Raw genomic sequence first — 23,757 nt, 5'->3', positions numbered from 1 at the left:
TTCTCTTGCGGCGGCGGGTGGATTCCTGGGTCCTCGGGGTCGCATCGGCGGCGATGCCCATACGTTTCGGGCTGGGGCCGCTGATATTGTTCCTTTTTTCATGTATCGGTATCTATCTGGCCTGCGGTCGCCATGCGACCACGCGCATGTTCGCCAGGAAGTTCTATCTTTTCATCGTTCTCTATGGTGCCTGGTCGTTGGGGTTGATCCTCCTGCGGGGCGAACCCTTCCACGACAACCGGCAGATTGGTTATACCTTGCTCATAACCATTTTTGCGTTTGCGGGTTCGGGAATGGTGCTCATTCGCGATCCGTTGCGGGCTTATGTTCTGGGTGCGCGGGCGGGCACCTTGCTGGCCGTGATTGCCGCGGTCTATCTTTCCGTGATGGAAGGCGGGCGCATCGGTATTGGCGGCAATCAGGCCGTTTTTGCATTCGTCGCCGGGGTGGCGGCGATTTCAGCCGCAATACCGCTGCACAAGGCCCCGAATTATCTGCCGAACGGGCCGCATTGGCTGGTGCTGGGATTTGCGGCCGTTCTGACATCCGAAACGCGGGCGGTCATCGTGGTCCTGCCGGTTTTCGCCGCGGTCGAGATTATCCTTTTCCTGAGACGTTTCAGCATGAGACAGCAAGGCGCCGTCTATGCTGCTTTGATTGCCGCGATGGCGGCCCTTGTCGTCGTTGGCCCCGTGGGCAGCATCATTTCCAAACGCTTTTCCGGAATGGTCGAATATTACGATACGGGACGGGCCGCGAATTGGGATGACAAGGTTTCGGCCGATATCCGTGAGACAATGTGGAAAAGTGCGGCCCGTGTCATCGAAGCCCATCCGTTTACAGGCGTCGGCGCCTATTCGAAGATGGACTATGTAAAGGCTGAAGCGGGCGACAAGGCCGCGATGCTTGACGGTTTCCTCCATGTGCATAACACGGTCCTCGATGAACTGCTCAATGACGGCATTGTCGGTCTCATATTCATGGCTGGCGCCTTCATCTCCATCTTCATATATCTGTGGCGGACCGCCGATAGCTGGGCAATGCGGCGGGCGCTGATCTATTTCGCGCTGGTGTGCGGCAGCTATGGCATGCTGCACAACCCGTTGCTGCATGAAGTGACCATCGCCTCGACCATGTTCTTCCTCGCGGCACTGAACGCGGCTGCATCGAGACGCATCATGGCGGCGCGGCGCGCGGGTCTCGCCTCATATATCTTTGGAAAGAAGTCACTTGCATGAAAGCGATTGTAACGGGCGCTGCCGGGTTTATCGGGTTCCATACCGCACAGCGCCTGCTGGATGAGGGCTGGCAGGTCATCGGCATCGACAATGTGAATGACTATTATCCGGTCGCCTTGAAGGAAACGCGCCTTTCGAAACTTCATATGCGTGAAGGTTTCCGTTTTGCCAAGGCGGATATTTCGGATGCGGAAGCATTCAATGCGGCGATAGGGACTGACCGGGATGCCGACATTATCGTGCATCTGGCGGCACAGGCGGGGGTGCGCTATTCCATCGAGAACCCTGCGGCCTATATTTCCGCCAATGTTCAGGGACAGGTTACGGTCTTCGAAACCGCGCTGAGACTGGAGAAGCGTCCGCCGGTCGTCTATGCCAGTTCATCGTCGGTCTATGGCGCGAATGAAAAGGTTCCTTTCTCCGAAAGCGATCCTGTCGATCACCCGGTTTCGATCTATGCCGCAACAAAGCGTTCGGGCGAATTGCTGGCCTATTCCTACCGCCACGTGCATAAGCTGCACGCAACGGGCCTGCGTTTTTTCACGGTCTATGGCCCCTATGGACGGCCCGACATGGCGCCGTGGCTGTTTACATCCGCGATCCTCAAGGGAGAGCCGATCCGCGTATTCAACAATGGCGAGATGCAGCGGGATTTCACCTTTGTGGACGATATCGTCAGCGGTGTGGTCGGTGCGGTGCGACGCATTCTCGACAAGCCGGAAGAGACGGCGCCAGTCTATAATCTCGGCAATAACCGCCCCGTCATGCTGAACGATTTCATAGCCGCGATCGAAAAGGCGACCGGCAAGGAAGCGATCCGCAAGCTGGAGCCCATGCCGGCCGCCGATGTGCCGCGCACCTATGCCGATATTGCGCTCGCTGCCCGCGACCTCGATTTCAGCCCCAGAACGACGCTCGATCAGGGTATTCCTTTGTTCGTGGAGTGGTTTCGCGGCTATAATGGAGCGCGATGAGCGAACCAACGTCCAGACGCGGTTTCAGGCCGCTGGCAGATATGGCTTCGGGTCTGGTGGACCCGATGCTGCAAAAGCGCGCCGGTATCAATCTGGCCTTGCTTCAGTCATGGGAAGATATCGTCGGCCCCGCCATCGGCGCAACCTCGCGCCCTTTGCGCATCCTCTGGCCGCGCCGTCTGCATGAGGACGATCCTTTTTCTCCGGCAACGCTGATTATCGCCTGCGAAGGGTTCGCAGCCCTCCAGGTCCAGCACGAGACAGGGGAAATCATCAGTCGTATCAATGGTTTTCTGGGCTTTTCCGCAGTCGGGCGCATTCGCATCGAGCAGAAACCGCCGGTCATCCCTCGGAAGCGCCGCGTGAAGCGATTGGCCCCGCTCGGACCTGCGGATGAGCGCCGCATCGACAAGGCGACGGACGCCATTGAAGACGATGCGCTTCGCGCAGCCCTGGCGCGCCTCGGCAAGAACATTCTGGCCGAGAAGCGGACAACCGGGCGAAAGGGCGGCAAGGATAGCTGAATTCGGCCTGCCGCCATAAATTTGATGCAAGCTTTCAGCAGTTTGCATGCGGCACCCCAATTGATTGTCGCAAATATGAAGACAAAAAACGCAAGGTGCTGACTTTCATGTGAACGCTGCGGGTCTAGCGAAGTGCGATCTGCCGCTTTAGATTGTATGTCGAAGTCAACTACTGAAACAGGACTGGATGATTCGGATGCCTGCAGCGCTTAATCGCAGACACGTTATTTCTCTTGCCGGAGCGGCGGCTGCCGGGCTGGCTTTTGCCGGTGGCGCGCATGCGCAGCAGCGTAGTCCGGAAGGCACAGTCGATGCGGCCAAGCTTGCCGAACCCGGCAAGCTGAAGGACATGACCTATGGCAAGGCCGACGCGCCCGTCACCATTGTCGAATATGCCTCGCTGACCTGCCCGCATTGCGCGGATTTCACGATCAACACTTTCCCGAAGATCAAGGAAAAATATATCGATACGGGCAAGGCACGGCTTATCTTCCGCGAATTCCCGTTCGACCCGCGTGCGACGGCCGCTTTCATGCTGGCGCGTTGCGCGCCGGAAGACCGCTATTTCCCGATGGTCGACGTCTTCTTCAAGCAGCAGCAGCAGTGGGCAACCGCCGAAGATGGCGAGGCCGCGCTCCTGCAAATTGCGAAACTTGCCGGTTTTACACAGGAGTCGTTCAAGGCTTGCTTGACGAACCAGCAACTTCTCGATGATGTGAGAGCAACGATGGAGCGTGGATCGAAGGATTTCGGTGTCAATGCAACGCCGACTTTCTTCATTAACGGACAAAAATACGCTGGAGCCCTTTCGGTTGACGAAATGTCGGCAATCATCGACAAGCTTCTCTGATCCGTTTTTCAGGTCGAAAAGCGGGCGCTTCCCTGCGCCCGCTTTTTGCGTTTCTGCGCTGACAGCGGGGGGAGCATACTGATGCGCTTCTCAAAGCTGCGCCTTGTCGGTTTCAAATCCTTCGTCGAACCGATGGAATTCGTCATCGAAGGCGGGTTGACTGGCGTGGTCGGCCCCAATGGCTGCGGCAAATCCAATCTGGTCGAAGCGCTGCGCTGGGTGATGGGCGAGAACTCATACAAGAACATGCGCGCCTCCGGCATGGATGATGTGATCTTTTCCGGCTCGGCCACGCGGCCCGCGCGCAACACGGCGGAAGTCACGCTCTTTCTCGACAATTCGGACCGCAGCGCCCCAGCCAGCTATAATGATGCGGACGAGTTGCAGGTTTCGCGCCGCATAGAGCGGGAATCCGGCTCGGTCTACCGCATCAATGGCAAGGAAGCGCGCGCCAAGGATGTGCAGCTTCTTTTCGCGGACCAGTCCACCGGCGCGCGTTCGCCTTCCATGGTGGGGCAAGGGCGCATCGGCGAACTCATTCAGGCAAAGCCGCAGGCGCGCCGGGCGCTTCTGGAAGAGGCGGCCGGCATTTCCGGCCTCCACACGCGCCGCCATGAAGCGGAACTGCGCCTGCGTGCCGCTGAAACCAATCTGGAGCGTCTGGACGATGTGGTGGGCGAACTGGGCAGCCAGATCGAAAGCCTGAAACGTCAGGCGCGTCAAGCGAACCGCTTCAAGGCCCTTTCCGCGGATATTCGCCGGGCGGAAGCCGCGCTCCTGCATTTGCGCTGGTCGCAGGCAAAGATGCAGGAAGGGGAGGCGCAAAGCGCCCTGGCGCAGGCAACGTCGGCTGTCGGCGATATGGCGCAGGCGCAGATGAACGCCGCAAAGGCGCAAGCTGTCGGCGCACACAAACTGCCCGAACTGCGCGAGGCGGAAGCGAAGGCTGCGGCTGCATTGCAGCGACTTTCCATTGCCAGAACCCAGCTTGATGAGGAAGGCGAGCGTGTGCGCGCCCGCCGGGCCGAACTGATAAAGCGTCTTGAGCAGCTTTCCGCCGACATTGCGCGTGAAGAAGACATGATGCGCGAGAATGCCGATATTCTGGCGCGGCTCGATGAGGAGGAGCAGGAACTGATCGCTTCTGCCGAGGAATCGGGTGAACGCGATCAGGAACTGCGCGCACTGTTCGAGGAAGCGGAAATTCGTTTGCAGGACAGCGAGAATGCGCTGTCGCGTGTGACCGCGGAGCGCGCCGAAGCTGCCGCGGAGCGCGCGCAGGTCGAACGGGCCTTGAAGGAAACGCGTGACCGCCGTGATCGTCTTTCCGTCCAGATGGAAGCGATTGAGCGCGATATCGCCGCGGTCGCGGAACAGATTGGCGGTCTGTTCGACCCGGCGGAAAAACGCATCGTCGTCGACCGTTGCGCGGAAGCGCTGGCATCGGCGGAGGAGATGGTGGCCAGCGCGGAAGAGCTTGTTGCAAATGCCCGCGAGGCGGAAGCAGCCAGCCGCCAGCCTTTGAGCGAAGCACGCACCGAACTGAACCGCATCGAAACGGAAGCACAGACGCTGGCCCGCATTCTGAATGCCGGTGAAACGGGACAATTCCCGCCGGTGGTGGAGGAGCTTCGTGTCGAGAAGGGCTATGAAATCGCGCTCGGTGCCGCGCTTGGCGAAGATCTCGATGCGGCCAGCGATGAACAAGCGCCGGTCTATTGGGCTTATAACCCTGCTGCCAATGCCGACCCCGCTCTGCCGGACGGTGCGACGCCTTTGGACCGGCTGGTGGAAGGGCCGCAGCAATTGCGCCGCAGGCTGGCGCAGGTCGGTGTCGTCGCGGATGGCGACGGCAAACGCCTGCAAGCCATGTTGCGGCCCGGCCAGCGGCTGGTGAGCCGGGCGGGCGCACTCTGGCGCTGGGACGGTTACACGGCGAGCGCCGATGCGCCGACCCCGGCGGCCCAGCGTCTGGCGCAAAAAAACCGGCTGGCGGAACTCGAACAGGAAGCAATCGCCGCGCGCAAACGGGCCGAGCAGGCCGCGCAGGATGTGCAGCGCACCGAAGCAGGCGTGCGCGAGGCCGTCGAGCAGGAGCGTGTCGCGCGCGATCAATGGCGCGCCAACCAGCGCAAGCTTGATGAAGCGCGCGAAGCTCTGGCCGCTGCCGAACGCGCCGCAGGGCAGCTTGCGACACGTCGCGCGGGTCTTGAAGACAACAAGGCCAATCTTGAGGAAAATCTCGAAGAGGCGCAGATTCGCCTCGCGGAAGCTGAAGACCGGCTCAATGAAATGCCGGATGTGGATGCGATAAGCGGACGCCTTGCCGCGCTGAACAGTGAAGTCATGGCGGATCGCACGGCGCTGGCGGAGGCACGCGCCGCCTATGAAGGGCTGCGGCGCGAGGCCGATGCGCGCAAGCGCCGACTGGACATGATTGCGCTGGAGCGCCGCAACTGGAAATCCCGCGCCGAAAATGCCGGCCGTCAAATCGCCGCGCTGAATGATCGCCGTGCGGAAACGGCAGATGAGGCCGAGGCGCTTGCCGAAGCACCCGATGAAATCGAAAACCGCCGTCATGCGCTGCTGAATGAATTGTCGCAGGCCGATGCTTTGCGCAAACAGGCGGGCGACATTCTGGCCGAGGCCGAGGCGGCGCAGGCGGAACTGGACAAGGCCGCAACCCTTGCCATCCAGCAACTGGCGGCAAGCCGTGAACAGAGGGCGCGCGCCGAAGAACGCCTCGCGGCGGCGGAAGAGCGGCGCAAGGATGCCGAAGCCCGTATTGCCGAAGTGCTGAATTGCCCGCCGCATGAGGCGATCCGCCAGACCGGATTGAAGCCGGATGAAGCCCTGCCGGACCCGGATCAGCTGGAACGCCAGCTGGAGCGGCTGAAGATCGAGCGCGAGCGGCTGGGCGCGGTCAATCTGCGTGCCGATGAAGAGCAGCAGGAACTGTCGGGGCGTCTCGATACCATTGTCTCCGAGCGCGAGGATGTGATCGAGGCGATCAAGAAGCTGCGTCAGGCGATCCAGAGCCTCAATCGCGAAGGACGCGAGCGTCTGCTGGCTGCATTCGATGTGGTCAATGGGCAGTTCCAGCGCCTGTTCACGCATCTTTTTGGCGGCGGCACGGCGGAACTGCAACTGATCGAAAGCGATGATCCGCTGGAAGCCGGGCTGGAAATTCTGGCCCGCCCGCCCGGCAAGAAGCCGCAGACCATGACGCTTCTTTCCGGTGGCGAGCAGGCGCTGACAGCCATGGCGCTCATCTTTGCTGTGTTTCTCACCAATCCGGCGCCAATCTGCGTGCTGGACGAAGTGGACGCGCCGCTCGATGACCACAATGTCGAGCGCTATTGCAACCTGATGGATGAAATGGCGGCGTCGACTGAAACGCGCTTCGTGGTGATCACGCATAACCCGATCACCATGGCGCGGATGAACCGTCTCTTCGGCGTGACGATGGGCGAGCAGGGTGTGAGCCAGCTCGTTTCGGTGGATTTGCAGACTGCGGAACGGCTGCGCGAGGCGGGCTGAACAACACAATTGCCAGGGAGGGCGGCATGAGTGGCGATCACGATCATGGAGATGTCGGCGATACACCGCTTCCACGGTTATGGATCGCCTTCGGCCTGACCGGCCTTTACATGATCGTCGAGATTATCGGCAGTTTCATCACCGGGAGCCTGGCGCTTTTATCCGATGCCATGCACATGGCGACCGATGGTTTTGCGCTTCTGCTTGCCCTGATCGCCATCTATCTGGGCCGACGGCCCGCCGATACCCTGCGCACTTACGGTTATGGCCGCTTTGAAATCCTTGCTGCGACGGTCAATGCGCTTCTTTTGCTGGGTGTGGCTTTCTACATTCTTTATGAAGCCTATGAGCGCCTTTCGCGCCCCGCCGATGTGCAGTCTGTCGGCATGATGGTGGTGGCGGTGATCGGCCTGATCGTCAATCTGATATCCATGCGGGTCTTGACGGGCCACAAGGATGAAAGCCTCAACGTCAAGGGCGCCTATCTTGAAGTATGGGCGGATATGCTGGGGTCCATCGGCGTGATCGTGGGCGCCGTGGTCATTTATCTGACCGGATGGGCGTGGCTGGATTCCCTGATCGCGATCGGTATCGGCTTCATGGTCTTCCCACGCACATGGGTTCTGCTCAAGGAATGCATCAATATCCTGCTGGAAGGGGTTCCGGCCGGGCTTGATCTTGCCGGTCTGCAAAAGGCCGTCCTGGCGGTCCCCGGCGTAGCGAGCCTGCACGATTTGCACGTCTGGTCGCTGACCAAGAACCGGAAATCCCTGAGCGCGCATATCGTGCTGGCGGATGGCGCGGACGGCGAAACCGTGCGTCGCGCCGTGGAACAGGTCTTGCAGAAGAAGTACGATCTCCACCACACGACCTTGCAGACGGAAACGGTCGATCGCGCTTCCGTCGAGCATAGCCACTGAAATCCACCCGGCGGCGGCAAGCGGTCTTTATCGGTCGCTCCACACGGCAAGTTCGTTTCCCGCCGGATCGGTGAAATGAAAACGCCGCCCGCCGGGGAAGGAGAATATGGGTTTTACGATGGTGCCGCCCGCATCGGCAACGGCGTCCAGGGCATCTTCCAGCCGTTCGGCATAAAGGACGGGCAGGGGCTTTGCCGCAGCCTGTCCTTCGGCATCAAAGCCGCCGTCCAACCCTTCCGAAAAAGCTGAATAGGTCGGGCCGTAATCGGTAAAGGACCAGCCGAAGGCGCGCGCATAGAAACTCTTCGTCGCATCGAGCGATCCGTTGCCCGTCGGCATTTCCAGATGGAGCATTTTCCAGCAAAAGTGTGAAACGCCTACGCGGGGAAATCAGTCCACTGGACTGATTTCTGATCCCGCTTCGATGCGTGAGGATAATGCGACAAAACAAATAATTAGAGCGGTTCCGACGATTCCATTTAAACCGGAACCGCTCTAATCGAGCTTGCCCGTGATACGCATGATCGAACTCCCATACGTTCCTTGTTTGTTCTTATTTTTGCTGTATCTCGCCCGCGGAGTCAATCCGTTGTGTGGCTTTGTCCCGGTAATATCGCCTCTAATCGATTCTATTGTCGCGGCTTGTCTTTTTTGGTTGGCAGCAGCCTTGCGGATCGCATAAGCAACGGGAAGCAGGTTCTGGAAGTGCTTGCAACTGTTGCGAGTCTTTCATGAACCCATCCTGCATCAAGGGAGGCCATGATGGCGAAGTGGGTGTACACGTTCGGCGACGGCAAGGCGGAAGGCGCGGCGAGCGACCGCAATCTTCTCGGCGGCAAGGGAGCAAACCTGGCTGAGATGAGCAGCCTTGGTCTTCCGGTGCCGCCCGGCTTTACCATCACCACCGAAGTCTGCACCTATTATTACGATCATGACCGCTCCTATCCATCCGAATTGGACCAGCAGGTTCAGGCGGCTTTGGACCATATCGCGACCGTGACGGGGCGCAATTTCGGCGATACGCAAAAGCCGCTTCTGGTGTCGGTGCGCTCAGGCGCCAGAGCGTCCATGCCGGGCATGATGGATACGGTGCTGAACCTCGGCCTCAATGATGAGACCGTGCAGGCCATTGCCCGTGAAGCGGGGGACGAGCGCTTTGCCTATGACAGCTACCGCCGGTTCATCCAGATGTATGCGGATGTCGTGCTGGGTGTCGACCATGGTTTCTTCGAAGAAATTCTCGAAGACAAGAAGGCCGATCTCGGCGTCGAGGTCGATACGGCGCTGACGGCGGAAGACTGGAAGAATGTCATCGCCGCCTACAAGGCGAAGGTCGAGGAAGAACTCGGCCAGCCTTTCCCGCAGGACCCGCGCGAGCAGCTCTGGGGCGCCATCGGCGCCGTCTTCTCCAGCTGGATGAATGCGCGCGCCATCACCTATCGCCGCCTGCACAATATCCCGGCGGCATGGGGCACGGCGGTCAATGTCCAGGCCATGGTGTTCGGCAATATGGGCGAAACCTCCGCGACGGGCGTTGCGTTCACACGCAATCCTTCGACCGGCGAGAAGAAGCTTTACGGCGAGTTCCTTGTCAATGCGCAGGGTGAAGACGTCGTGGCCGGCATCCGCACGCCGCAGAACATCACCGAGGAAGCGCGTATTGCAGCCGGTTCCGACAAGCCGTCTCTGGAAAAGGTGATGCCGGAAGCCTTCGCTGAATTCCTCAAGGTCGCCGACCGGCTGGAGCAGCATTATCGCGACATGCAGGACCTCGAATTCACCATCGAACGCGGCAAATTGTGGATGCTCCAGACCCGTTCGGGCAAGCGCACCGCAAAGGCCGCGTTGAAGATGGCTGTGGAAATGGCCGGCGAGGGCCTGATTTCCGAGGAGGAAGCGGTTCTGCGCGTCGATCCGGCAGCGCTCGACCAGCTTCTGCATCCGACCATCGACCCGCGTGCGGAGCGTCAGGTCATTGGCCAGGGGCTGCCCGCCTCGCCGGGGGCTGCGACGGGTGAAATCGTCTTCTCTTCCGAAGATGCCGAACAGGCAAAGTCGGAAGGCCGCAAGGTCATTCTCGTTCGCATCGAAACCAGCCCGGAAGACATTCACGGCATGCATGCGGCGGAAGGCATTCTGACGACGCGCGGCGGCATGACCAGCCATGCGGCGGTCGTTGCCCGCGGCATGGGCAAGCCTTGCGTTTCCGGTGCGGGATCGCTTCGCGTCGATTACCGCAACGGTGTGATGCTCGCGGCCGGCCAGACCTTCAGCAAGGGTGATGTCGTCACCGTGGATGGCGGCACCGGGCAGGTCCTGAAGGGCGCTGTCGCCATGCTGCAGCCGGAGCTTTCCGGTGATTTCGGCAAGCTGATGGAATGGGCCGACCGTACCCGCCGGATGAAGGTTCGCGCCAATGCCGAAACGCCTGCCGATGCACGCACAGCCCGCTCTTTCGGCGCGGAAGGCATCGGCCTTTGCCGTACCGAACATATGTTCTTCGAGGGAAGCCGCATCGTCGCCATGCGCGAGATGATCCTTTCCGACAATGAGGAAGGCCGACGCGCGGCTTTGGCGAAGCTTCTGCCGATGCAGCGTTCGGATTTCGTCGAGCTGTTCGAGATCATGAAGGGGCTCCCGGTCACGATCCGCCTGCTCGACCCGCCATTGCACGAATTCCTGCCGCATACGGACGAGGAGGCCGCGGAAGTTGCCCGCTCGATGGGTGTCGATGCGGCAAAGCTGCGCGAGCGTGCCGATGCCCTGCATGAGTTCAATCCGATGCTGGGCCATCGCGGCTGCCGTCTGGCTGTCTCCTATCCGGAAATCGCGGAAATGCAGGCACGGGCGATTTTCGAAGCCGCCGTCGAGGCTGGCAAGAAAACCGGCGAGCCGGTGGTGCCGGAAGTGATGGTGCCGCTGGTGGGCCTGAAAGCCGAACTCGATTTCGTGAAGGCGCGTATCGACGCTGTTGCCGGGGAAGTCATGGCCGAGGCGGGCATCAGGATCGACTATATGGTCGGCACGATGATCGAACTGCCGCGTGCAGCCTTGCGCGCTGCCGAAATTGCCGAAACGGCCGAGTTCTTCTCGTTCGGCACCAATGATTTGACGCAAACGACATTCGGCATTTCACGCGATGACGCGTCGTCCTTCCTGACGTCCTATCAGAGCCGCGGCGTGATCGAACAGGACCCGTTCGTGTCGCTCGATCTGGAAGGCGTCGGTGAACTGGTGGAGATCGCCGCCGAGCGTGGGCGCAAGACCCGCGAGAAACTGAAGCTCGGCATCTGCGGCGAGCATGGCGGTGATCCGGCCTCGATCGCCTTTTGCGAAAAGACCGGCCTCGACTATGTCTCCTGTTCGCCGTTCCGCGTGCCGATTGCCCGTCTTGCGGCGGCACAGTCGGCCATACGCAAGGTCTGACAGCGCGCCACAATTTGGCTCAACCAGCGGCGTAACCTGCCGCTGGTTGAGTCATTTTAAGAAGATATTGTCATGCTTCGTTGTATTGCCGCGGCAGGAGCCGCCCTTCTTCTCACGACCGGCATTGCCAGCGCCTATGAAATCACGCCGCAGGAGCGCGCGGAGAACACGACCGGGCACGATACGATCGAGATCGTCGAGCCGCAATTGCATATCACCCGCGGCGGCGCTGCCGCGCCGCAGGTGGCGTTGACGCTGGATGCCTGCATGGGCAAGACCGACCATCGAATACTCGATATGCTGGTGCAGAACCGCATTCCGGCAACGATTTTCGTGACAGGCCGGTGGATAAAGCAGAATCCGGAAGCCATGGCGGTTCTGAAGGCCAATGCCGATCTGTTCGATATCGAAAATCATGGCGCTATGCATGTTCCCGCCATCACCAACGAGCCGAAAATGTACGGCATCACGACGGCTGGCTCGCTTGAGGCTGTGCGTGCGGAAGTGGACGGCGGCGCGAAGGCGATCACCGATGCCGGCATGCCGAAGCCGATCTGGTATCGCGATGCGACGGCCCGTTATTCGACCGACGCCGTAAAGCTTGTCATCAGCATGGGCTACAAGATTGGCGGTTATTCGCTCAATGGCGATCAGGGAGCCTCGTTGCTGGCGCCGGTGGTGGAGCGTCGCATTGCCGCCGCGCGTGACGGCGATGTCATCATCTCGCATATCAACCAGCCGACGCGTTCAGCGGGCGAGGGGGTCGCCAAAGGCGTTCTGGCCTTGAAGGCGAAGGGAATGAAATTTGTGCGTCTGAAGGATGTGGAGACCACGATGGAGCTCAACCCGATCGCGCCGCACAATCTTCACGCAGGCGCTCCAAAGCCCGCTGCGCCGAAATAGATGAGGCCAGAGCGATTCCCGTTTAAACAGAACCGCTGGAACCGCTCTAACTATTTGTTTTGTCGCATTATCCTACGCAAAACCGTTTCACACTTTTGGCTCGAAAATGCTCCAATCGTTCAGGCGTCGTTGATCTTTTCCTTCGGGGAAAGGCTCTTCATGACGGCGGCGTAGTTGCGGCCAAGACTTTCGAAAACGGCATTTTCGCCTGTTGGCGGCTCGACGGACAGGGTCGTGCCGTCGTTGCGCAGGGTCACGAAGATGACCTGATCTTCCGGTTGTCCGGCGATGGCGATTGCACCGATGCGCTGCGCTTCGCTGGTGTCGAGGGCAGGCATGTTGAAGAGAACTTCGCCGCCGACCCGTTCGGCGGCCTTGGCAAGCGCGGCATCGAAACCTTCGATCAACACGTCAATGGCACCGAGTGCGAACTCCAGTTCGACAGCCTCAAGCGTCATCGTGTCGTTCGCTATTGTGCCATCCGATGACTGGTTGCCATTTTGAAGGGCGCGATCCATTCCGTCCTCTCCGACGATTGCAATATAAGCCCCCCTTGGGCAATCATGCCTTTTGTTAGCGACTGCTGCAATGTCTTTTTATTTGATTTAGCTAGCTTTTTTTTCACTTATTCTTAAAGCTGGTGATCTTTGCAGGCTAATACCGGGCCTGGATGAGGATGGCGCATCGGGTTTTGATGTGACGCAATCCGGTCCAATTGCGCGCCGCGAAGCTTTGCTTCCCCTGCGATTTGCCGCATCGATCAGGCAGGCTGAATATATATTAGCTATTACTTTCATAGATTGCTGACTATTCCTGCTGCCGGGTTTTGATCGCGCTCAATGCTCATTGGGAGCGAATCTCCGACAGTCTCCACATCACGAGGGAATGGTGTCGGAGGGCACATGAAACTGATCTGGAAAGCGGCGGTCGGCGGCGCAGGCGCGCTTGCCGCAGCCTGGCTCTTTGCGCTTTCAACCCCCCATTGGCTGACGGCAAGGCACGAAAGCGCTGTCGATATCACCGACAGGTCCTTGATCGAAAAGGGCGAATATATTGCTCATGCGGGCGACTGCGCCGCATGTCATACGGCGCCGGGGGGCAAGGCGTTTGCCGGCGGGCTGGGCATGCAGACGCCGCTCGGCACGATTTATTCCACAAACATCACGCCGGACAATGAAACCGGGATCGGCGGCTACAGCTATGCCGATTTCGAGCGTGCGGTGCGGCAGGGCGTGCGCCGGGATAATGTCCATCTTTATCCGGCAATGCCGTTTGTGTCCTATACGGTCGTCAATGATGAGGACATGAAGGCGCTTTATGCCTTCTTCATGTCCAAGGTGGAGCCGGTACGACAGGACAATCAGCCAAGCACCCTGCCATGGCCGGCCAATATGCGCTGGCCGCTCGCTTACTGGCAGCTTCTCTTTGGAAGTTCGCGTCCGTTCGAGATCGCGGGCGATACCGATCCGGTGATCGCCCGCGGGGCCTATCTGGTCGAGGGGCTTGGCCATTGCGGCGCGTGCCACACGCCACGCGGCCTCGCCTATGAGGAAAAGGCGGTGAAGAACGATCCGAAAGGCAGGTTCCTGTCCGGCTCGGTTTTGGAAGGCTGGTATGCGAAGAACCTGCGCGATCAGGATACGGGCCTTTCGACATGGGCCGAAGACGAGATCGTCACTTTCCTCAAGACCGGGCGCACCGATCGCACGGCGGCGTTCGGTTCGATGGCCGATGTCGTGCAGCACTCGACCCAATATCTGGCGGAAGATGATCTGCGTGCGATTGCCCGCTATCTGAAGTCGCTGCCGCCGAGCGAAGGCCGCGCGCGCGAATGGCAGCCGAAGGAAGACGTCACGACGGCGGCGCTCAAGGCGGGAGATTTCAGTGCGCCGGGCGCCCTGTCCTATGTCGAGCAATGTTCGGTCTGCCACCGCATGGATGGCAAGGGCGCGCCGCGCATCTATCCCGCGCTTGCAGGCAATTCGATTGTGTTTGCCGACGATCCAAGCTCGCTCATGCAGGTCACGCTGACCGGGGGCAGGACACCGGATACGCCGGCGGACGGGATGGCTTTCACCATGCCGGGCTTCGCCAGTCTTCCCAACTGGCAGGTCGCCGAAATCCTCAACTTCATCCGCAATGGCTGGGGCAATCACGGCGCGCCCATAACAGAGCAGGATATCGCGCGCATGCGGCGTGAAATCGCTCACAAGCCCGTCCATTACGTTCCGGAGAACAAGCAATGAAAACCAGTGCGATTGTCGTTCTTGGTGCGGGTCTTGCCGTGGCTGTAACGGGCGGTGCTTTCCTGTTCAATCACCTGCGGCCCTCGATGGATGCCCCGGCTCCTCAAGCCTATGCGGTTCTGGACAAGGACAAGAAACAGGTTGGAACCTATGTCATCCCGCCGGACCGGGACATTCTCGCCCGGCCGAACGCATCCGAGATCATGCATGGCAAGCGGCTGCTCAACGAAACGGCGCGGCTTCTGCCCGACAATGTCGGCAACGGCCTGAACTGCAATTCCTGCCATATGGGGCAGGGCAAGATGGATAATGTCGCCTCCTACATCAATACCAGCAACTTCTATCCCGCCGTGATGCCGCGTGCAGGCAAGGAAGTCGATCTGGTGATGCGCATCAATGGCTGTTTCCAGCGTTCGATGAACGGCAAGCCGCTGCCGCCGGATGGAGCCGACATGAAGGCGATGGTCGCCTATATGGACTGGCTGCGGCAGGATGTGAAAAAGGGGACGAAAGTGGCGATCCGCAATGCCGGTCCCATTGACGAAAGCCTTGTTCCCGATCCGGTCAACGGTGCAAAAATCTACGCGGCCCAATGTTCGACCTGTCATGGCGCTGGCGGACAGGGCATGAAGGATCAGGCGGGCGACTATATCTTCCCGCCGCTCTGGGGCGATGAAAGCTTCAATATCGGCGCGGGGCTGGCGCGCACCTACAAGGCGGCGCAGTTCGTCAAATATGCGATGCCGCCTGCCCAGAACGACAATCTGCCCATCGGGCAGGGCGGTGTTCTGACCGATCAGGAAGCGATTGACGTATCGGAATATTTCACCCACATGCCGCGTCCTGATTTCGCGGGCAAGGTGAAGGACTGGCCGAACACGAAGAAGCCGAAAGACGCGCGCTATTGATTGGTATTGCGCGGAAAAATGTCCCGTCCTGACAGGCGGGACATTTGAATTTCCATGTTGGGGTTTTGCCGCGCGAAAATCTCTCTGCTATTCATACGGCGTGAAGACAGGGAAATGCTCGCGGAGACTGCATGAGAAAACTTCGCTACCAGCGGCGTCAGTCGCGCTCTGCGGTCTGGGCGCTTCGGCTTGGCCTTTTTGCGCTTGTGCTGCTTGCGCTGGCGTTTGTGCTGCATCGTTTCTGGACATTGGAGACGCCGGATCTGGTGCTGGTTGCCGGATTGAGCACCGCTCTCGCCATTCTGGCTCTCCTGTGCTCGGCAAAAGGCTTTCGCAATCTCTGGGTCAATGGCGACAAGGGCGGGGCGCGCTCCTTCTGGGGCGGCATGTTCGCCTTTGCCGTGCTTCTCCCGGTCGGGCTGGTGACAGCATTGTGGTATCTCTCCCCGCCGCTTTACGACATCTCCACGGATTTCGAGACGCCGCCGCAATTCCCGTCCGGCATGCCGCCGCGCCTGCCATGGATGAACCCCTTGACGATGACGGTGAGCGGCGATGCGCTGACCCAGCTGACCGCCTATCCCGATGTGGTCGGACGCCGTTATGAAGCGGCGCCCGACCGCGTCGCGCAAGGGGTCGAGACGGTTCTCAAGGCTTTCGGATGGCAGGAATTGGCGCGCAACGCTTCTTCGCCGGAACAGAACACCACGCGATTTGTCGTGACCGCGCACAGTTTCATCCTGGGGCTCGAAAGCGATATCGTCATCCGCCTGCTCGATGAGGGCGAAACAACTTATGTCGATGTGCGTTCGCTTTCCCGCTATGGCAAGCGCGATATGGGGCAGAATGCGGGCTTCATCACCGATTTTCTGGGCGCGCTGGAGGGTGAGGTCAACAAGGCTCCGGCGGATGTGGAATGATCAGGCTGGAAGATAAATACTGTCGAGCGACGGATGACCATCGGTCGTGACCTCTCCGCGCCCGACCAGATCTTCCAGATGTGCGAGCACGGAGAGCGCAGCCGCGCCATGCAGGCGCGGATCTGTGTCGCGATAGATCACCTTCACCATGTCGCCGATTGTCCGGTCGCCCTGCAGAACGCGCTCCAAAATGGCGCGCTCGCGCATCTTGCGATGGGCGCGCAGGCCGCGAACGAAGGCGGCAGGCTTGGTCACAGCGCCGCCATGGCCCGGCAGATAGACCCTGTCGTCGCGTGCCAAAAGCTTTTCGAGCGAAATCATATAGTCGTTCATCGAGCCATCGGGCGGCGCGACGATGGATGTCGCCCAGGCCATGACATGATCGGCGGAAAAAAGGATGCCCGTATTCTTCAGGCCGAAGGCCATGTGGTTGGCGGCATGGCCGGGCGTATGAATTCCTTCCAGCGTCCAGCCGTCGCCTTCGATTGAATCGCCGTCGCTAAGCACGATATCCGGAACGAAGTCCGTATCGGCGCTGGCTTCGAGCATGTTCGTTTCGCCCGCATAGTAGGGGCGGGCAGGGCGATGCGGCCCTTCGGCGACGGTGCGGGCGCCAAGATTCTCCTTCAGGCGCCGCGCCAAAGGGGAATGGTCGCGGTGCGTGTGGCTGACGAAAACATGGCTGACCGGGCGCCCGGCAATGGCCGCGATCAGGGCGTTGTAATGCGCCTCGTCCTCCGGGCCGGGATCGATGATCGCCAGCGTATCCGTGCCGATGATATAGCTGTTGGTGCCATGAAAGGTGAAGGCGCTCGGATTGTTGACGGTGAGGCGCAAGATGCCTTTACCCAGTTCAACCGGCTTCCCATATTGGGGCGTGAAACTGCTGTCGAAAACAAGCGCCATTGAAGCGGCTTCCATTCTTCTTTGGTTTGATTGATGAAACGGCATAGGCCTTATATAGTCGGGTTGCAAACGTGAACAGTCGCGCGCGCTGACAATCGTGTCGGAGGGCAGTTTCCGGAGAATTGCCGCCGCGTCAAAAGTGGAGTTGGATATGCCTCACAGAGCCAAGTCTCGCATTGCCACTGCCTCTCTCGCCGCAGAATATCTGCCGACCAGACAATTGGCCCGCGCCTTCTGGTTTGTCGGGCTTGCGTTGATCGGGACGGCTGTTCTTGCCATTTCCGCCAAGATCAAGGTCGATCTGGTCTACCTCAATGTGACCATGCAGACCTTTGCTCTCTTTGCCATTTCAGCGCTTTACGGCTCGCGGCTCGCCATGGCGACTGTCGCGCTTTATCTGCTGGAAGGCGCGCTCGGCATGCCGGTCTTCACCGGAACGCCGGAAAAGGGCATCGGCCTTGCCTATATGGTCGGCCCGACGGGCGGCTACCTTCTTTCCTATCTTGCCGCCGCCTGGATTGTCGGACGCGCCGCCGACAAGGGGCTGGCGCGCAATCCGCTTGCTCTCGGCGGTGCGATGCTGCTCGCGGAAGCCGTCATTCTTGTCATGGGCGCTGGCTGGATGGCCTATCTCTTCGGTCTGGAAAAGGCCATCGCCTTCGGTTTCGGCGCCTTTATCGTCGGAGATCTGGTCAAGCTTGCGCTCGCAGCCTGCGGTGTGCCCGCCATGATGTCGCTTGTCAAACGCTGAGTTGTTGACAATTCGCTTGCTGAAAGCCGGGCCGTCCGCCCGGCTTTTTGTTTCGGTTGAAACTGCTTCGCGATTGACAGATGCGCGATCACCAAGCTTTGTCTCTCCAAGAAATCTGTTCTTACGGGGAGGTTGATTTGCACGTCGAAACGCTGGCGGTTGAACCGCTGACAAAAGAAGCTTTTGCACCCTTTGGCGATGTCATCGAGACGGAAGGGGCCGAGCTCCGGCTCATCAACAACGGCACCACGGAGCGGTATCATGATCTCGCGCGTGTCGAAGCCGCTGGCACAGAGGCAAGGGTTCTCGTCAATATCTTCCGGGGGCAGTCGTTCGAAGCGCCGATCGACATCGTCATGATGGAACGCCATCCTTTCGGCTCGCAGGCATTCATTCCGTTGAACGGCAGGCCGTTTCTCGTGGTGGTCGCGGAAGATTCCGGCGGCAGGCCCGCCCGCCCGCGCGTTTTTCTTGCGCAGGGCAATCAGGGCGTCAATTATCTGCGCAATATATGGCACCATCCGCTGCTTGCGCTTGAGCGGAAATCCGATTTTCTGGTTGTCGATCGGGCCGGCAGGGAGGACAATCTGGAGGAGTTCTTCTTCTCCGACATCGCTTACCGCATTGAAACGACCAAACCGGCCTGAGCTTCATCCGAGGGATATTATGGGAAAACTCTCCACGCATGTTCTCGATACCGCCCATGGCAGCCCCGCGGCGGCGATGCGCGTCGACCTTTATCGCATCGGCGCAAACGGCGCGGCCGAGCTTGTCAAGCGCACCGTGACCAATCTCGACGGACGCACCGACGCGCCTTTGCTTTCGGAGGATGAGATGCGGACCGGCACATATGAATTGCAGTTTCATGTGGCCGAATATTTCGACGGGCGCGGTGCGGATCAGGCCAATCCGCCATTCCTCGATCGTGTGCCGATCCGGTTTTCAATCGCCGATGCCGATGGCCATTACCATGTGCCCCTGCTTGTCAGCCCGTGGTCCTATTCGACCTATCGGGGCAGTTGAACCGGACTTATCCCCCTCCGGGGCTCGCGGACTAGACTTCTCGCATCATCCATTGCGAGGAGTTGTTCATGGACCAAACCCCAAATCTGAAATTGCCCTATATCCTGCCCAGCCAGGCGCAGAAGCATATCACCCATAACGAGGCCCTGCGCTTGCTTGACGCGGTGGTGCATCTGAGCGTCAAGTCGCAAAGCCGGACCGAGGCGCCCGCAACGCCCGGCGAAGGAGAGCGCTATCTCGTGGCCGCGCCGGCGACCGGAAGCTGGTCGGGAAAAGATGGCGCGATTGCCTCTTTCATCGATGGTGGCTGGCTGTTTGTCGTGCCTGCTATCGGCTGGCAGGCCTATGTCGAGGACGAAGCGCGGCTGCTCGTTTACGATGGCGCTCTCTGGAAGGCTGTTTCATCGGTGCCCGAAAACCTGTCCCTGTCCATGCTGGGCGTTCATGCCACGGCGGATGCGGTCAACCGGCTTGCAATCTCGTCGGATGCCAGCCTGTTCAACAATGCCGGGGCAGGGCATCAGGTGAAGGTGAACAAGCAGGCGGCTGGCGATACGGCAAGCCTTCTGTACCAGACGAACTGGACGGGCTTTGCTGAAATGGGGCTGAATGGCAGCAATGATTTCAGCGTGAAGGTAAGCAGCGACAGCGGACAATGGCGCGAGGCGATCAGGATCGATCACGCGACCGGCAATGTCGCCGTCGGTTCGATCTGGCCGCAGACCCGGCTCGATGTCGACGGCCCGATCCGTCCGGCATCCTATGCGGTTGCATCGCTTCCCCCTGCCGGGAGCCAGGGGGCGGGCGCAATCGTATTCGTCACCGATGCGCCATCGGGTGCGGAAATGGCCTGTTCGGATGGAACGAACTGGCGCAGTGTTCGCAGCGGCATTGTCATCGCCTGACAAAAAGGTGCGGCGGACTGGTCCGCACAATTGCCGGACAAGAACATATAGGCCGCAATTTCGCCAAAACATGTTTGTTAAGCGCTTGAAACGGCAATTCATATAGTTTGGCCAGAGGACTCATGGTAACGGTGGCGAGAAATTGGAGCGCTTCGCAGCCAGAACAGATACACATGTTGCGGAGACGTTGACTGGGTTTCAGTCCTTGATAGTCGTTTGATGAGCCTTATGGTGCTGGAATCTTTCCGGTATTTCTCTCTGAGTGAGAGCGGGATAAAACGCGTATGAGTTTGAAATATCCATGGCAGAGATTGGCGCTTTTGCCGCGCGCCAGCAAACAGATCATTCTGATGCTGAGCGACTGTATTCTGCTGTTGCTGAGTGCCTATCTGGCCTTTGTCATGCGTCTCGGCTTCGTTTTTGTACCGAACGAAGGACAAATATTTCTGATCTTCATCGCGCCGGTTCTGGCGATCCCGGTTTTTGTCCGGTTTGGACTTTACCGCGCCATTATCCGCTATCTGGCCGAACGCTCGATCTGGCCGATTTTTCAGGCCACCGCCATTGCCGCGCTGTTCTGGGTGGCGCTTGTGTTCCTGATGGAACTCAACGGCGGCGCCGGTCTGCCGCGTTCCGTCCCGCTTCTCTACTGGCTTTTGAGCACGGTTTTCATTTCCGCCAGCCGCTTTGGAGCGAAGTGGCTTCTGCGCAGTGCTGAATCGGACAAGCATTATTCAAGCTCGGCGCTGATTATCGGCGTGGGCGAGCCCGCCCGCCAGCTGGCCACCGCGCTCCGCAGCCATAGCGATACATTGATCGTCGGCTTCATCGATCCCGATGGCCAGCTCAACGGCATGGATATCAGCGGATTGCGCGTCTATGGGGTGGAGGACATTCCTGCCCTGATCGACAATTACGGAATCAAGCAGGTGGTCGTGTCCGAACCGACGCTCGACCAGAAAAAGCGTCAGGATTTTGCGCGGCTGCTCGGACGCCTTCCGGTCAATACGCGTATTCTTCCGCCGATCGCCGATCTGACGGCTGGCAAATATCTGGTCAGTTCGCTCCGCAATGTCGAGATTGACGATCTGCTCGGGCGTTCACCCGTGCCGCCGGATGTCGCCTTGCTGCGGGAAGTTGTCGAAGGGCGGCGCATCATGATAACAGGAGCGGGCGGCTCCATCGGCAGTCAGCTTTGCCGCACCATTTCGCAGTGGAACCCCGCCTGCATCGTGCTGTTCGAGTCGAGCGAGTTTGCGCTGTACACGATCGACAGGCAATTGAGGCAGATCGCCAATTGCGAGATCGTGCCGATCCTGGGTTCGGTGCGTGACCGGGCCTGCGTGGAAAAAACCATTCGCGACCATCATGTCGACACGGTCTATCATTGCGCGGCGTATAAACACGTGCCGCTTGTCGAGAAAAACCCGCTGATCGGCATCTTCAACAATGTTTTCGGCACGCTTGAAGTGGCTGAAGCGGCTCTCGACACCGATGTCGAACGCATGGTGCTCATCTCGTCGGACAAGGCCGTGCGGCCGACAAATGTGATGGGGGCAACCAAGCGCTGGGCTGAACTCGTCATTTATTATTGCGGCAAGCTGGCTGAACAGTCAGGGAAGAAAAAGGCATTCTATTCCGTCCGTTTCGGCAATGTTCTGGGATCGAACGGGTCCGTGGTTCCGCTTTTTCGCGAACAGATCGCCAATGGCGGCCCGGTTACGCTGACCCATGAAGACATGACCCGCTATTTCATGTCGATCAAGGAAGCGGCCGAGCTTATCGTGCAATCGGGCGCCATCGCCGAATCCGGCGACACTGTCCTGCTGGAAATGGGCGAGCCGGTGAAAATCCGCGATCTGGCGGAAAACATGATTCTTCTGGCCGGGCTGACCGTCCGGAATGATGAGAATCCGCATGGCGATATTGCCATTGAGACGACAGGGATTCGCGAAGGCGAGAAGATGTATGAAGAACTCTTCTACGATCCTTCGCTGGCAGAACCGACGCGCCATCCGAAAATCATGCGCGCGCCGCAAGGCAGCAAGGCTGCGATCGATGTTCCGGCGAGCCTCGAGGCACTGCGCGCTGCCATGGAAAGCGGCGACGTGGCTGCGGTCCGCAAGGTGTTGTTCGACGTTATAGCTTCCTGAAGCGTCCCCGGAAATCCAGCAGCAGAACCAGCGTCGCGACAATGGCGACCAGCAGGAAGGCGATCTGGGTGATCGTGTGGTCAAGCGCCAGCAATGCGACGGCGCAGGCGATGAGGATGAGATTCAGGAACGCCACATGGCCGACGACCTTCAAGACGCTCCAGCCTGAACGCTTGGCCGTCTGATAAGCGTGCTTGGAATGCGCTTTCAGGATATTCTCGCCCTGGCCAAGCCGCATCACGATGGTCGTTCCCGCATCGAGAACATAATAAAGCGGCAGGATCAGCGCGACGGCAATGTGCGTTTCTCGTGCAAGCAGGATTAGTGCGGTGCCGGCAATCAGGCCGAGCGGCAAGCTGCCGGAATCGCCCAGAAAAATCGTGGCCGGTGGACGGTTGAAGATGGCAAAACCCACAATCCCGCCTGCCGCGATGATGCCAATGCCGCCGCTTTGCAGCCCCGCAAGACCAAGGGCGGCCAGAAGACCGATGCCGGCGAGTGGAATCCCGATGCCCGCGGCGGTCATGAGATCGAGACCGTCCATGAAATTGGTGACATTGATCGCAACCACCAGCGCCAGAACAATGAGAGCCGCTTCCAGCCAGTGGGGCAGGAGGCCGGGCAACAGCCGGAAGTCCGGTCCCAGACCGTAGACGACCAGCCCGGCAGCAATGAACTGCGATCCCAGCCTGATGATTTCCGAAAGCTCATAGCGATCGTCCAGACCGCCGACGATCCAGAGCAGCAGCGAAGCTCCTGAAAGGCAAAGCGCCAGATGCGCGTTCACCTCCAGATCCGGCGCAAAGATGAGCAAGGTCACGATGATGGCGGGGATAAGCGCCAGGCCGCCGATCTGCCGCGCGACGGTTGTATGGTTGGAGCGCGAACTCATCCGTGCCGCCAGAAACTGTGCGGGCAACAGCCGGTTCAGCAGATAGAGACCAAGACCGCAGAGGGCGGCACTGACGAGAAACGAAATCAACAAGAACAGCATGGCGAATACCGACGGAAATACACTCGTTGGTAGGAAGTAGCAGCTTTGGGGCTGGACGCAAATCGACGCTTTTGTTTTGTTGCTGGGACGGTGGCGATATGGGGTTGAAAAGGTTCTTCACAGGGCCTGTCAGCTTGGGCAGGATTTCGGTATTAGGCGATTGCACTTGGGTTTCGAAGCGGCTATAAGGCCGCGCAACCGATTGCTTCGGTGTGATTTGTTGGGGCGTAGCCAAGCGGTAAGGCAGCGGTTTTTGGTACCGCCATTCCCTGGTTCGAATCCAGGCGCCCCAGCCATTTCTTCTGTTTCAATAGATCATCAGCCGCTGAATATTCGCGAGATTTGGCCGTATGGCTTTCCGGAGCATATTGTCGTCAATGCGAGACTCTGCAATTCCTGTCTCAGGGCGTAGTATCTCCACTGCATTTTAACGAATAGGCGGGGAGATGTGAATAGCCCCTAGATTTGTGGACGCTTTCTTCCCTATTTTTGAGGCAAGGAGGCCATGATGGGGTCTGGCAATTTCAGTGACGAGTTCAAGCGCGATGCTGTCGCGCAGATTACCGAGCGCGGCTA

The 23,757-nt window shown here is 59.5% G+C and carries 20 protein-coding genes and 1 tRNA gene; 17 read left to right on the top strand and 4 right to left on the bottom strand.

The window, feature by feature from the left end; all coding sequences use genetic code 11:
• Positions 1-86 precede the first annotated feature (86 nt).
• The 6 genes from AVM02_RS10310 (at position 87) to AVM02_RS10285 (ending at position 8,046) form a co-directional block, all read left to right on the top strand.
• Positions 87-1,238: an O-antigen ligase family protein gene (locus AVM02_RS10310; protein ID WP_411506879.1), complete on the top strand. Its 1,152-nt coding sequence runs from the start codon at positions 87-89 to the stop codon at positions 1,236-1,238.
• Positions 1,235-2,212, top strand: coding sequence for an SDR family NAD(P)-dependent oxidoreductase (locus AVM02_RS10305; protein ID WP_411506878.1), 978 nt, complete (start codon positions 1,235-1,237; stop codon positions 2,210-2,212). The genes AVM02_RS10310 and AVM02_RS10305 overlap by 4 nt, the downstream gene beginning before the upstream one ends.
• Positions 2,209-2,736, top strand: coding sequence for a DUF721 domain-containing protein (locus AVM02_RS10300; RefSeq protein WP_411506877.1), 528 nt, complete (start codon positions 2,209-2,211; stop codon positions 2,734-2,736). The genes AVM02_RS10305 and AVM02_RS10300 overlap by 4 nt, the downstream gene beginning before the upstream one ends.
• 196 nt (positions 2,737-2,932) lie before the next feature.
• Positions 2,933-3,586 carry a DsbA family protein gene (locus AVM02_RS10295; RefSeq protein ID WP_411506876.1) on the top strand — a complete coding sequence of 218 codons (654 nt, stop codon included), beginning with the start codon at positions 2,933-2,935 and terminating at the stop codon, positions 3,584-3,586.
• Between the two features lie 81 nt (positions 3,587-3,667).
• Positions 3,668-7,126, top strand: coding sequence for a chromosome segregation protein SMC (gene smc, locus AVM02_RS10290; RefSeq protein ID WP_411506875.1), 3,459 nt, complete (start codon positions 3,668-3,670; stop codon positions 7,124-7,126).
• Between the two features lie 26 nt (positions 7,127-7,152).
• Positions 7,153-8,046: a cation diffusion facilitator family transporter gene (locus AVM02_RS10285; RefSeq protein WP_411506874.1), complete on the top strand. Its 894-nt coding sequence runs from the start codon at positions 7,153-7,155 to the stop codon at positions 8,044-8,046.
• A 27-nt stretch (positions 8,047-8,073) separates the two neighbouring features.
• Here the strand turns inward: AVM02_RS10285 and AVM02_RS10280 are convergent, their stop codons facing one another.
• Positions 8,074-8,400, bottom strand: a complete 327-nt coding sequence (locus AVM02_RS10280; protein ID WP_411506873.1) for a VOC family protein — start codon at positions 8,398-8,400, stop codon at positions 8,074-8,076.
• Positions 8,401-8,808: 408 nt separating this feature from the next.
• Here AVM02_RS10280 and ppdK point away from each other — a divergent pair, with 408 nt between their 5' ends.
• Together ppdK and AVM02_RS10270 are read left to right on the top strand one after the other, a co-directional pair.
• The gene (gene ppdK / locus AVM02_RS10275) at positions 8,809-11,472 is read left to right on the top strand and encodes a pyruvate, phosphate dikinase (protein WP_411506872.1); all 2,664 of its coding nucleotides are present in this window, start codon (positions 8,809-8,811) and stop codon (positions 11,470-11,472) included.
• Between the two features lie 72 nt (positions 11,473-11,544).
• Entirely contained in the window at positions 11,545-12,375 is an 831-nt protein-coding gene (locus tag AVM02_RS10270; RefSeq protein ID WP_411506871.1) for a polysaccharide deacetylase family protein, read from the top strand.
• Positions 12,376-12,494: 119 nt separating this feature from the next.
• On the opposite strand, the gene AVM02_RS10265 is transcribed toward AVM02_RS10270, so the two are convergent.
• Positions 12,495-12,893 carry a hypothetical protein gene (locus tag AVM02_RS10265; RefSeq protein WP_411506870.1) on the bottom strand — a complete coding sequence of 133 codons (399 nt, stop codon included), beginning with the start codon at positions 12,891-12,893 and terminating at the stop codon, positions 12,495-12,497.
• Between the two features lie 384 nt (positions 12,894-13,277).
• Here AVM02_RS10265 and AVM02_RS10260 point away from each other — a divergent pair, with 384 nt between their 5' ends.
• The 3 genes from AVM02_RS10260 (at position 13,278) to AVM02_RS10250 (ending at position 16,449) form a co-directional block, all read left to right on the top strand.
• Positions 13,278-14,621: a c-type cytochrome gene (locus AVM02_RS10260; RefSeq protein WP_411506869.1), complete on the top strand. Its 1,344-nt coding sequence runs from the start codon at positions 13,278-13,280 to the stop codon at positions 14,619-14,621.
• Positions 14,618-15,529, top strand: a complete 912-nt coding sequence (locus AVM02_RS10255) for a c-type cytochrome (protein ID WP_411506868.1) — start codon at positions 14,618-14,620, stop codon at positions 15,527-15,529. Before AVM02_RS10260 ends, AVM02_RS10255 begins: the two co-directional genes overlap by 4 nt.
• Before the next feature lie 131 nt (positions 15,530-15,660).
• Complete coding sequence (locus AVM02_RS10250; RefSeq protein WP_411506867.1) at positions 15,661-16,449, top strand: DUF1499 domain-containing protein; 789 nt, start codon at positions 15,661-15,663, stop codon at positions 16,447-16,449.
• On the opposite strand, the gene AVM02_RS10245 is transcribed toward AVM02_RS10250, so the two are convergent.
• Positions 16,450-17,355: an MBL fold metallo-hydrolase gene (locus AVM02_RS10245; RefSeq protein ID WP_411506866.1), complete on the bottom strand. Its 906-nt coding sequence runs from the start codon at positions 17,353-17,355 to the stop codon at positions 16,450-16,452.
• A gap of 151 nt (positions 17,356-17,506) precedes the next feature.
• Between AVM02_RS10245 and AVM02_RS10240 the strand changes: the two genes are divergently transcribed.
• From AVM02_RS10240 to AVM02_RS10220, 5 genes are all read left to right on the top strand, one after another.
• Positions 17,507-18,106 (top strand): biotin transporter BioY, encoded by a 600-nt coding sequence (locus AVM02_RS10240; RefSeq protein WP_411506865.1) that lies wholly within the window; start codon positions 17,507-17,509, stop codon positions 18,104-18,106.
• A gap of 137 nt (positions 18,107-18,243) precedes the next feature.
• Entirely contained in the window at positions 18,244-18,753 is a 510-nt protein-coding gene (locus tag AVM02_RS10235; protein ID WP_411506864.1) for an ureidoglycolate lyase, read from the top strand.
• A gap of 19 nt (positions 18,754-18,772) precedes the next feature.
• Complete coding sequence (gene uraH / locus AVM02_RS10230) at positions 18,773-19,129, top strand: hydroxyisourate hydrolase (protein ID WP_411506863.1); 357 nt, start codon at positions 18,773-18,775, stop codon at positions 19,127-19,129.
• A gap of 68 nt (positions 19,130-19,197) precedes the next feature.
• Entirely contained in the window at positions 19,198-20,034 is an 837-nt protein-coding gene (locus AVM02_RS10225; RefSeq protein WP_411506862.1) for a DUF2793 domain-containing protein, read from the top strand.
• Positions 20,035-20,318: 284 nt separating this feature from the next.
• Positions 20,319-22,187, top strand: coding sequence for a polysaccharide biosynthesis protein (locus AVM02_RS10220; protein ID WP_411506861.1), 1,869 nt, complete (start codon positions 20,319-20,321; stop codon positions 22,185-22,187).
• On the opposite strand, the gene AVM02_RS10215 is transcribed toward AVM02_RS10220, so the two are convergent.
• The gene (locus AVM02_RS10215) at positions 22,174-23,181 is read right to left on the bottom strand and encodes an MraY family glycosyltransferase (protein WP_411506860.1); all 1,008 of its coding nucleotides are present in this window, start codon (positions 23,179-23,181) and stop codon (positions 22,174-22,176) included. The two genes, AVM02_RS10220 and AVM02_RS10215, sit on opposite strands and share 14 nt — an antisense overlap.
• 221 nt (positions 23,182-23,402) lie before the next feature.
• Between AVM02_RS10215 and AVM02_RS10210 the strand changes: the two genes are divergently transcribed.
• Positions 23,403-23,477 (top strand) — tRNA-Gln (locus AVM02_RS10210).
• The last annotated feature ends 280 nt before the right edge of the window (positions 23,478-23,757 follow it).

This window comes from Brucella anthropi (assembly GCF_046630315.1).
GTDB classification, from domain to species: domain Bacteria; phylum Pseudomonadota; class Alphaproteobacteria; order Rhizobiales; family Rhizobiaceae; genus Brucella; species Brucella anthropi_A.
Note: the sequence above shows the minus strand (reverse complement) of the source record. Positions and strands in the feature narration are given on the sequence as shown.

Bases quoted from the DNA above. Each gene is read 5' to 3' on its own strand.
- AVM02_RS10270 (WP_411506871.1), top strand. From the start codon at position 11,545: ATGCTTCGTTGTATTGCCGCGGCAGGAGCCGCCCTTCTTCTCACGACC.
- smc (WP_411506875.1), top strand. From the start codon at position 3,668: ATGCGCTTCTCAAAGCTGCGCCTTGTCGGTTTCAAATCCTTCGTCGAA.
- AVM02_RS10300 (WP_411506877.1), top strand. From the start codon at position 2,209: ATGAGCGAACCAACGTCCAGACGCGGTTTCAGGCCGCTGGCAGATATG.
- AVM02_RS10245 (WP_411506866.1), bottom strand. From the start codon at position 17,355: ATGGCGCTTGTTTTCGACAGCAGTTTCACGCCCCAATATGGGAAGCCG.
- AVM02_RS10215 (WP_411506860.1), bottom strand. From the start codon at position 23,181: ATGCTGTTCTTGTTGATTTCGTTTCTCGTCAGTGCCGCCCTCTGCGGT.
- AVM02_RS10225 (WP_411506862.1), top strand. From the start codon at position 19,198: ATGGACCAAACCCCAAATCTGAAATTGCCCTATATCCTGCCCAGCCAG.
- AVM02_RS10260 (WP_411506869.1), top strand. From the start codon at position 13,278: ATGAAACTGATCTGGAAAGCGGCGGTCGGCGGCGCAGGCGCGCTTGCC.
- AVM02_RS10280 (WP_411506873.1), bottom strand. From the start codon at position 8,400: ATGCTCCATCTGGAAATGCCGACGGGCAACGGATCGCTCGATGCGACG.
- AVM02_RS10250 (WP_411506867.1), top strand. From the start codon at position 15,661: ATGAGAAAACTTCGCTACCAGCGGCGTCAGTCGCGCTCTGCGGTCTGG.
- AVM02_RS10305 (WP_411506878.1), top strand. From the start codon at position 1,235: ATGAAAGCGATTGTAACGGGCGCTGCCGGGTTTATCGGGTTCCATACC.
- AVM02_RS10295 (WP_411506876.1), top strand. From the start codon at position 2,933: ATGCCTGCAGCGCTTAATCGCAGACACGTTATTTCTCTTGCCGGAGCG.
- ppdK (WP_411506872.1), top strand. From the start codon at position 8,809: ATGGCGAAGTGGGTGTACACGTTCGGCGACGGCAAGGCGGAAGGCGCG.
- AVM02_RS10240 (WP_411506865.1), top strand. From the start codon at position 17,507: ATGCCTCACAGAGCCAAGTCTCGCATTGCCACTGCCTCTCTCGCCGCA.
- AVM02_RS10255 (WP_411506868.1), top strand. From the start codon at position 14,618: ATGAAAACCAGTGCGATTGTCGTTCTTGGTGCGGGTCTTGCCGTGGCT.
- AVM02_RS10285 (WP_411506874.1), top strand. From the start codon at position 7,153: ATGAGTGGCGATCACGATCATGGAGATGTCGGCGATACACCGCTTCCA.
- uraH (WP_411506863.1), top strand. From the start codon at position 18,773: ATGGGAAAACTCTCCACGCATGTTCTCGATACCGCCCATGGCAGCCCC.
- AVM02_RS10220 (WP_411506861.1), top strand. From the start codon at position 20,319: ATGAGTTTGAAATATCCATGGCAGAGATTGGCGCTTTTGCCGCGCGCC.
- AVM02_RS10265 (WP_411506870.1), bottom strand. From the start codon at position 12,893: ATGGATCGCGCCCTTCAAAATGGCAACCAGTCATCGGATGGCACAATA.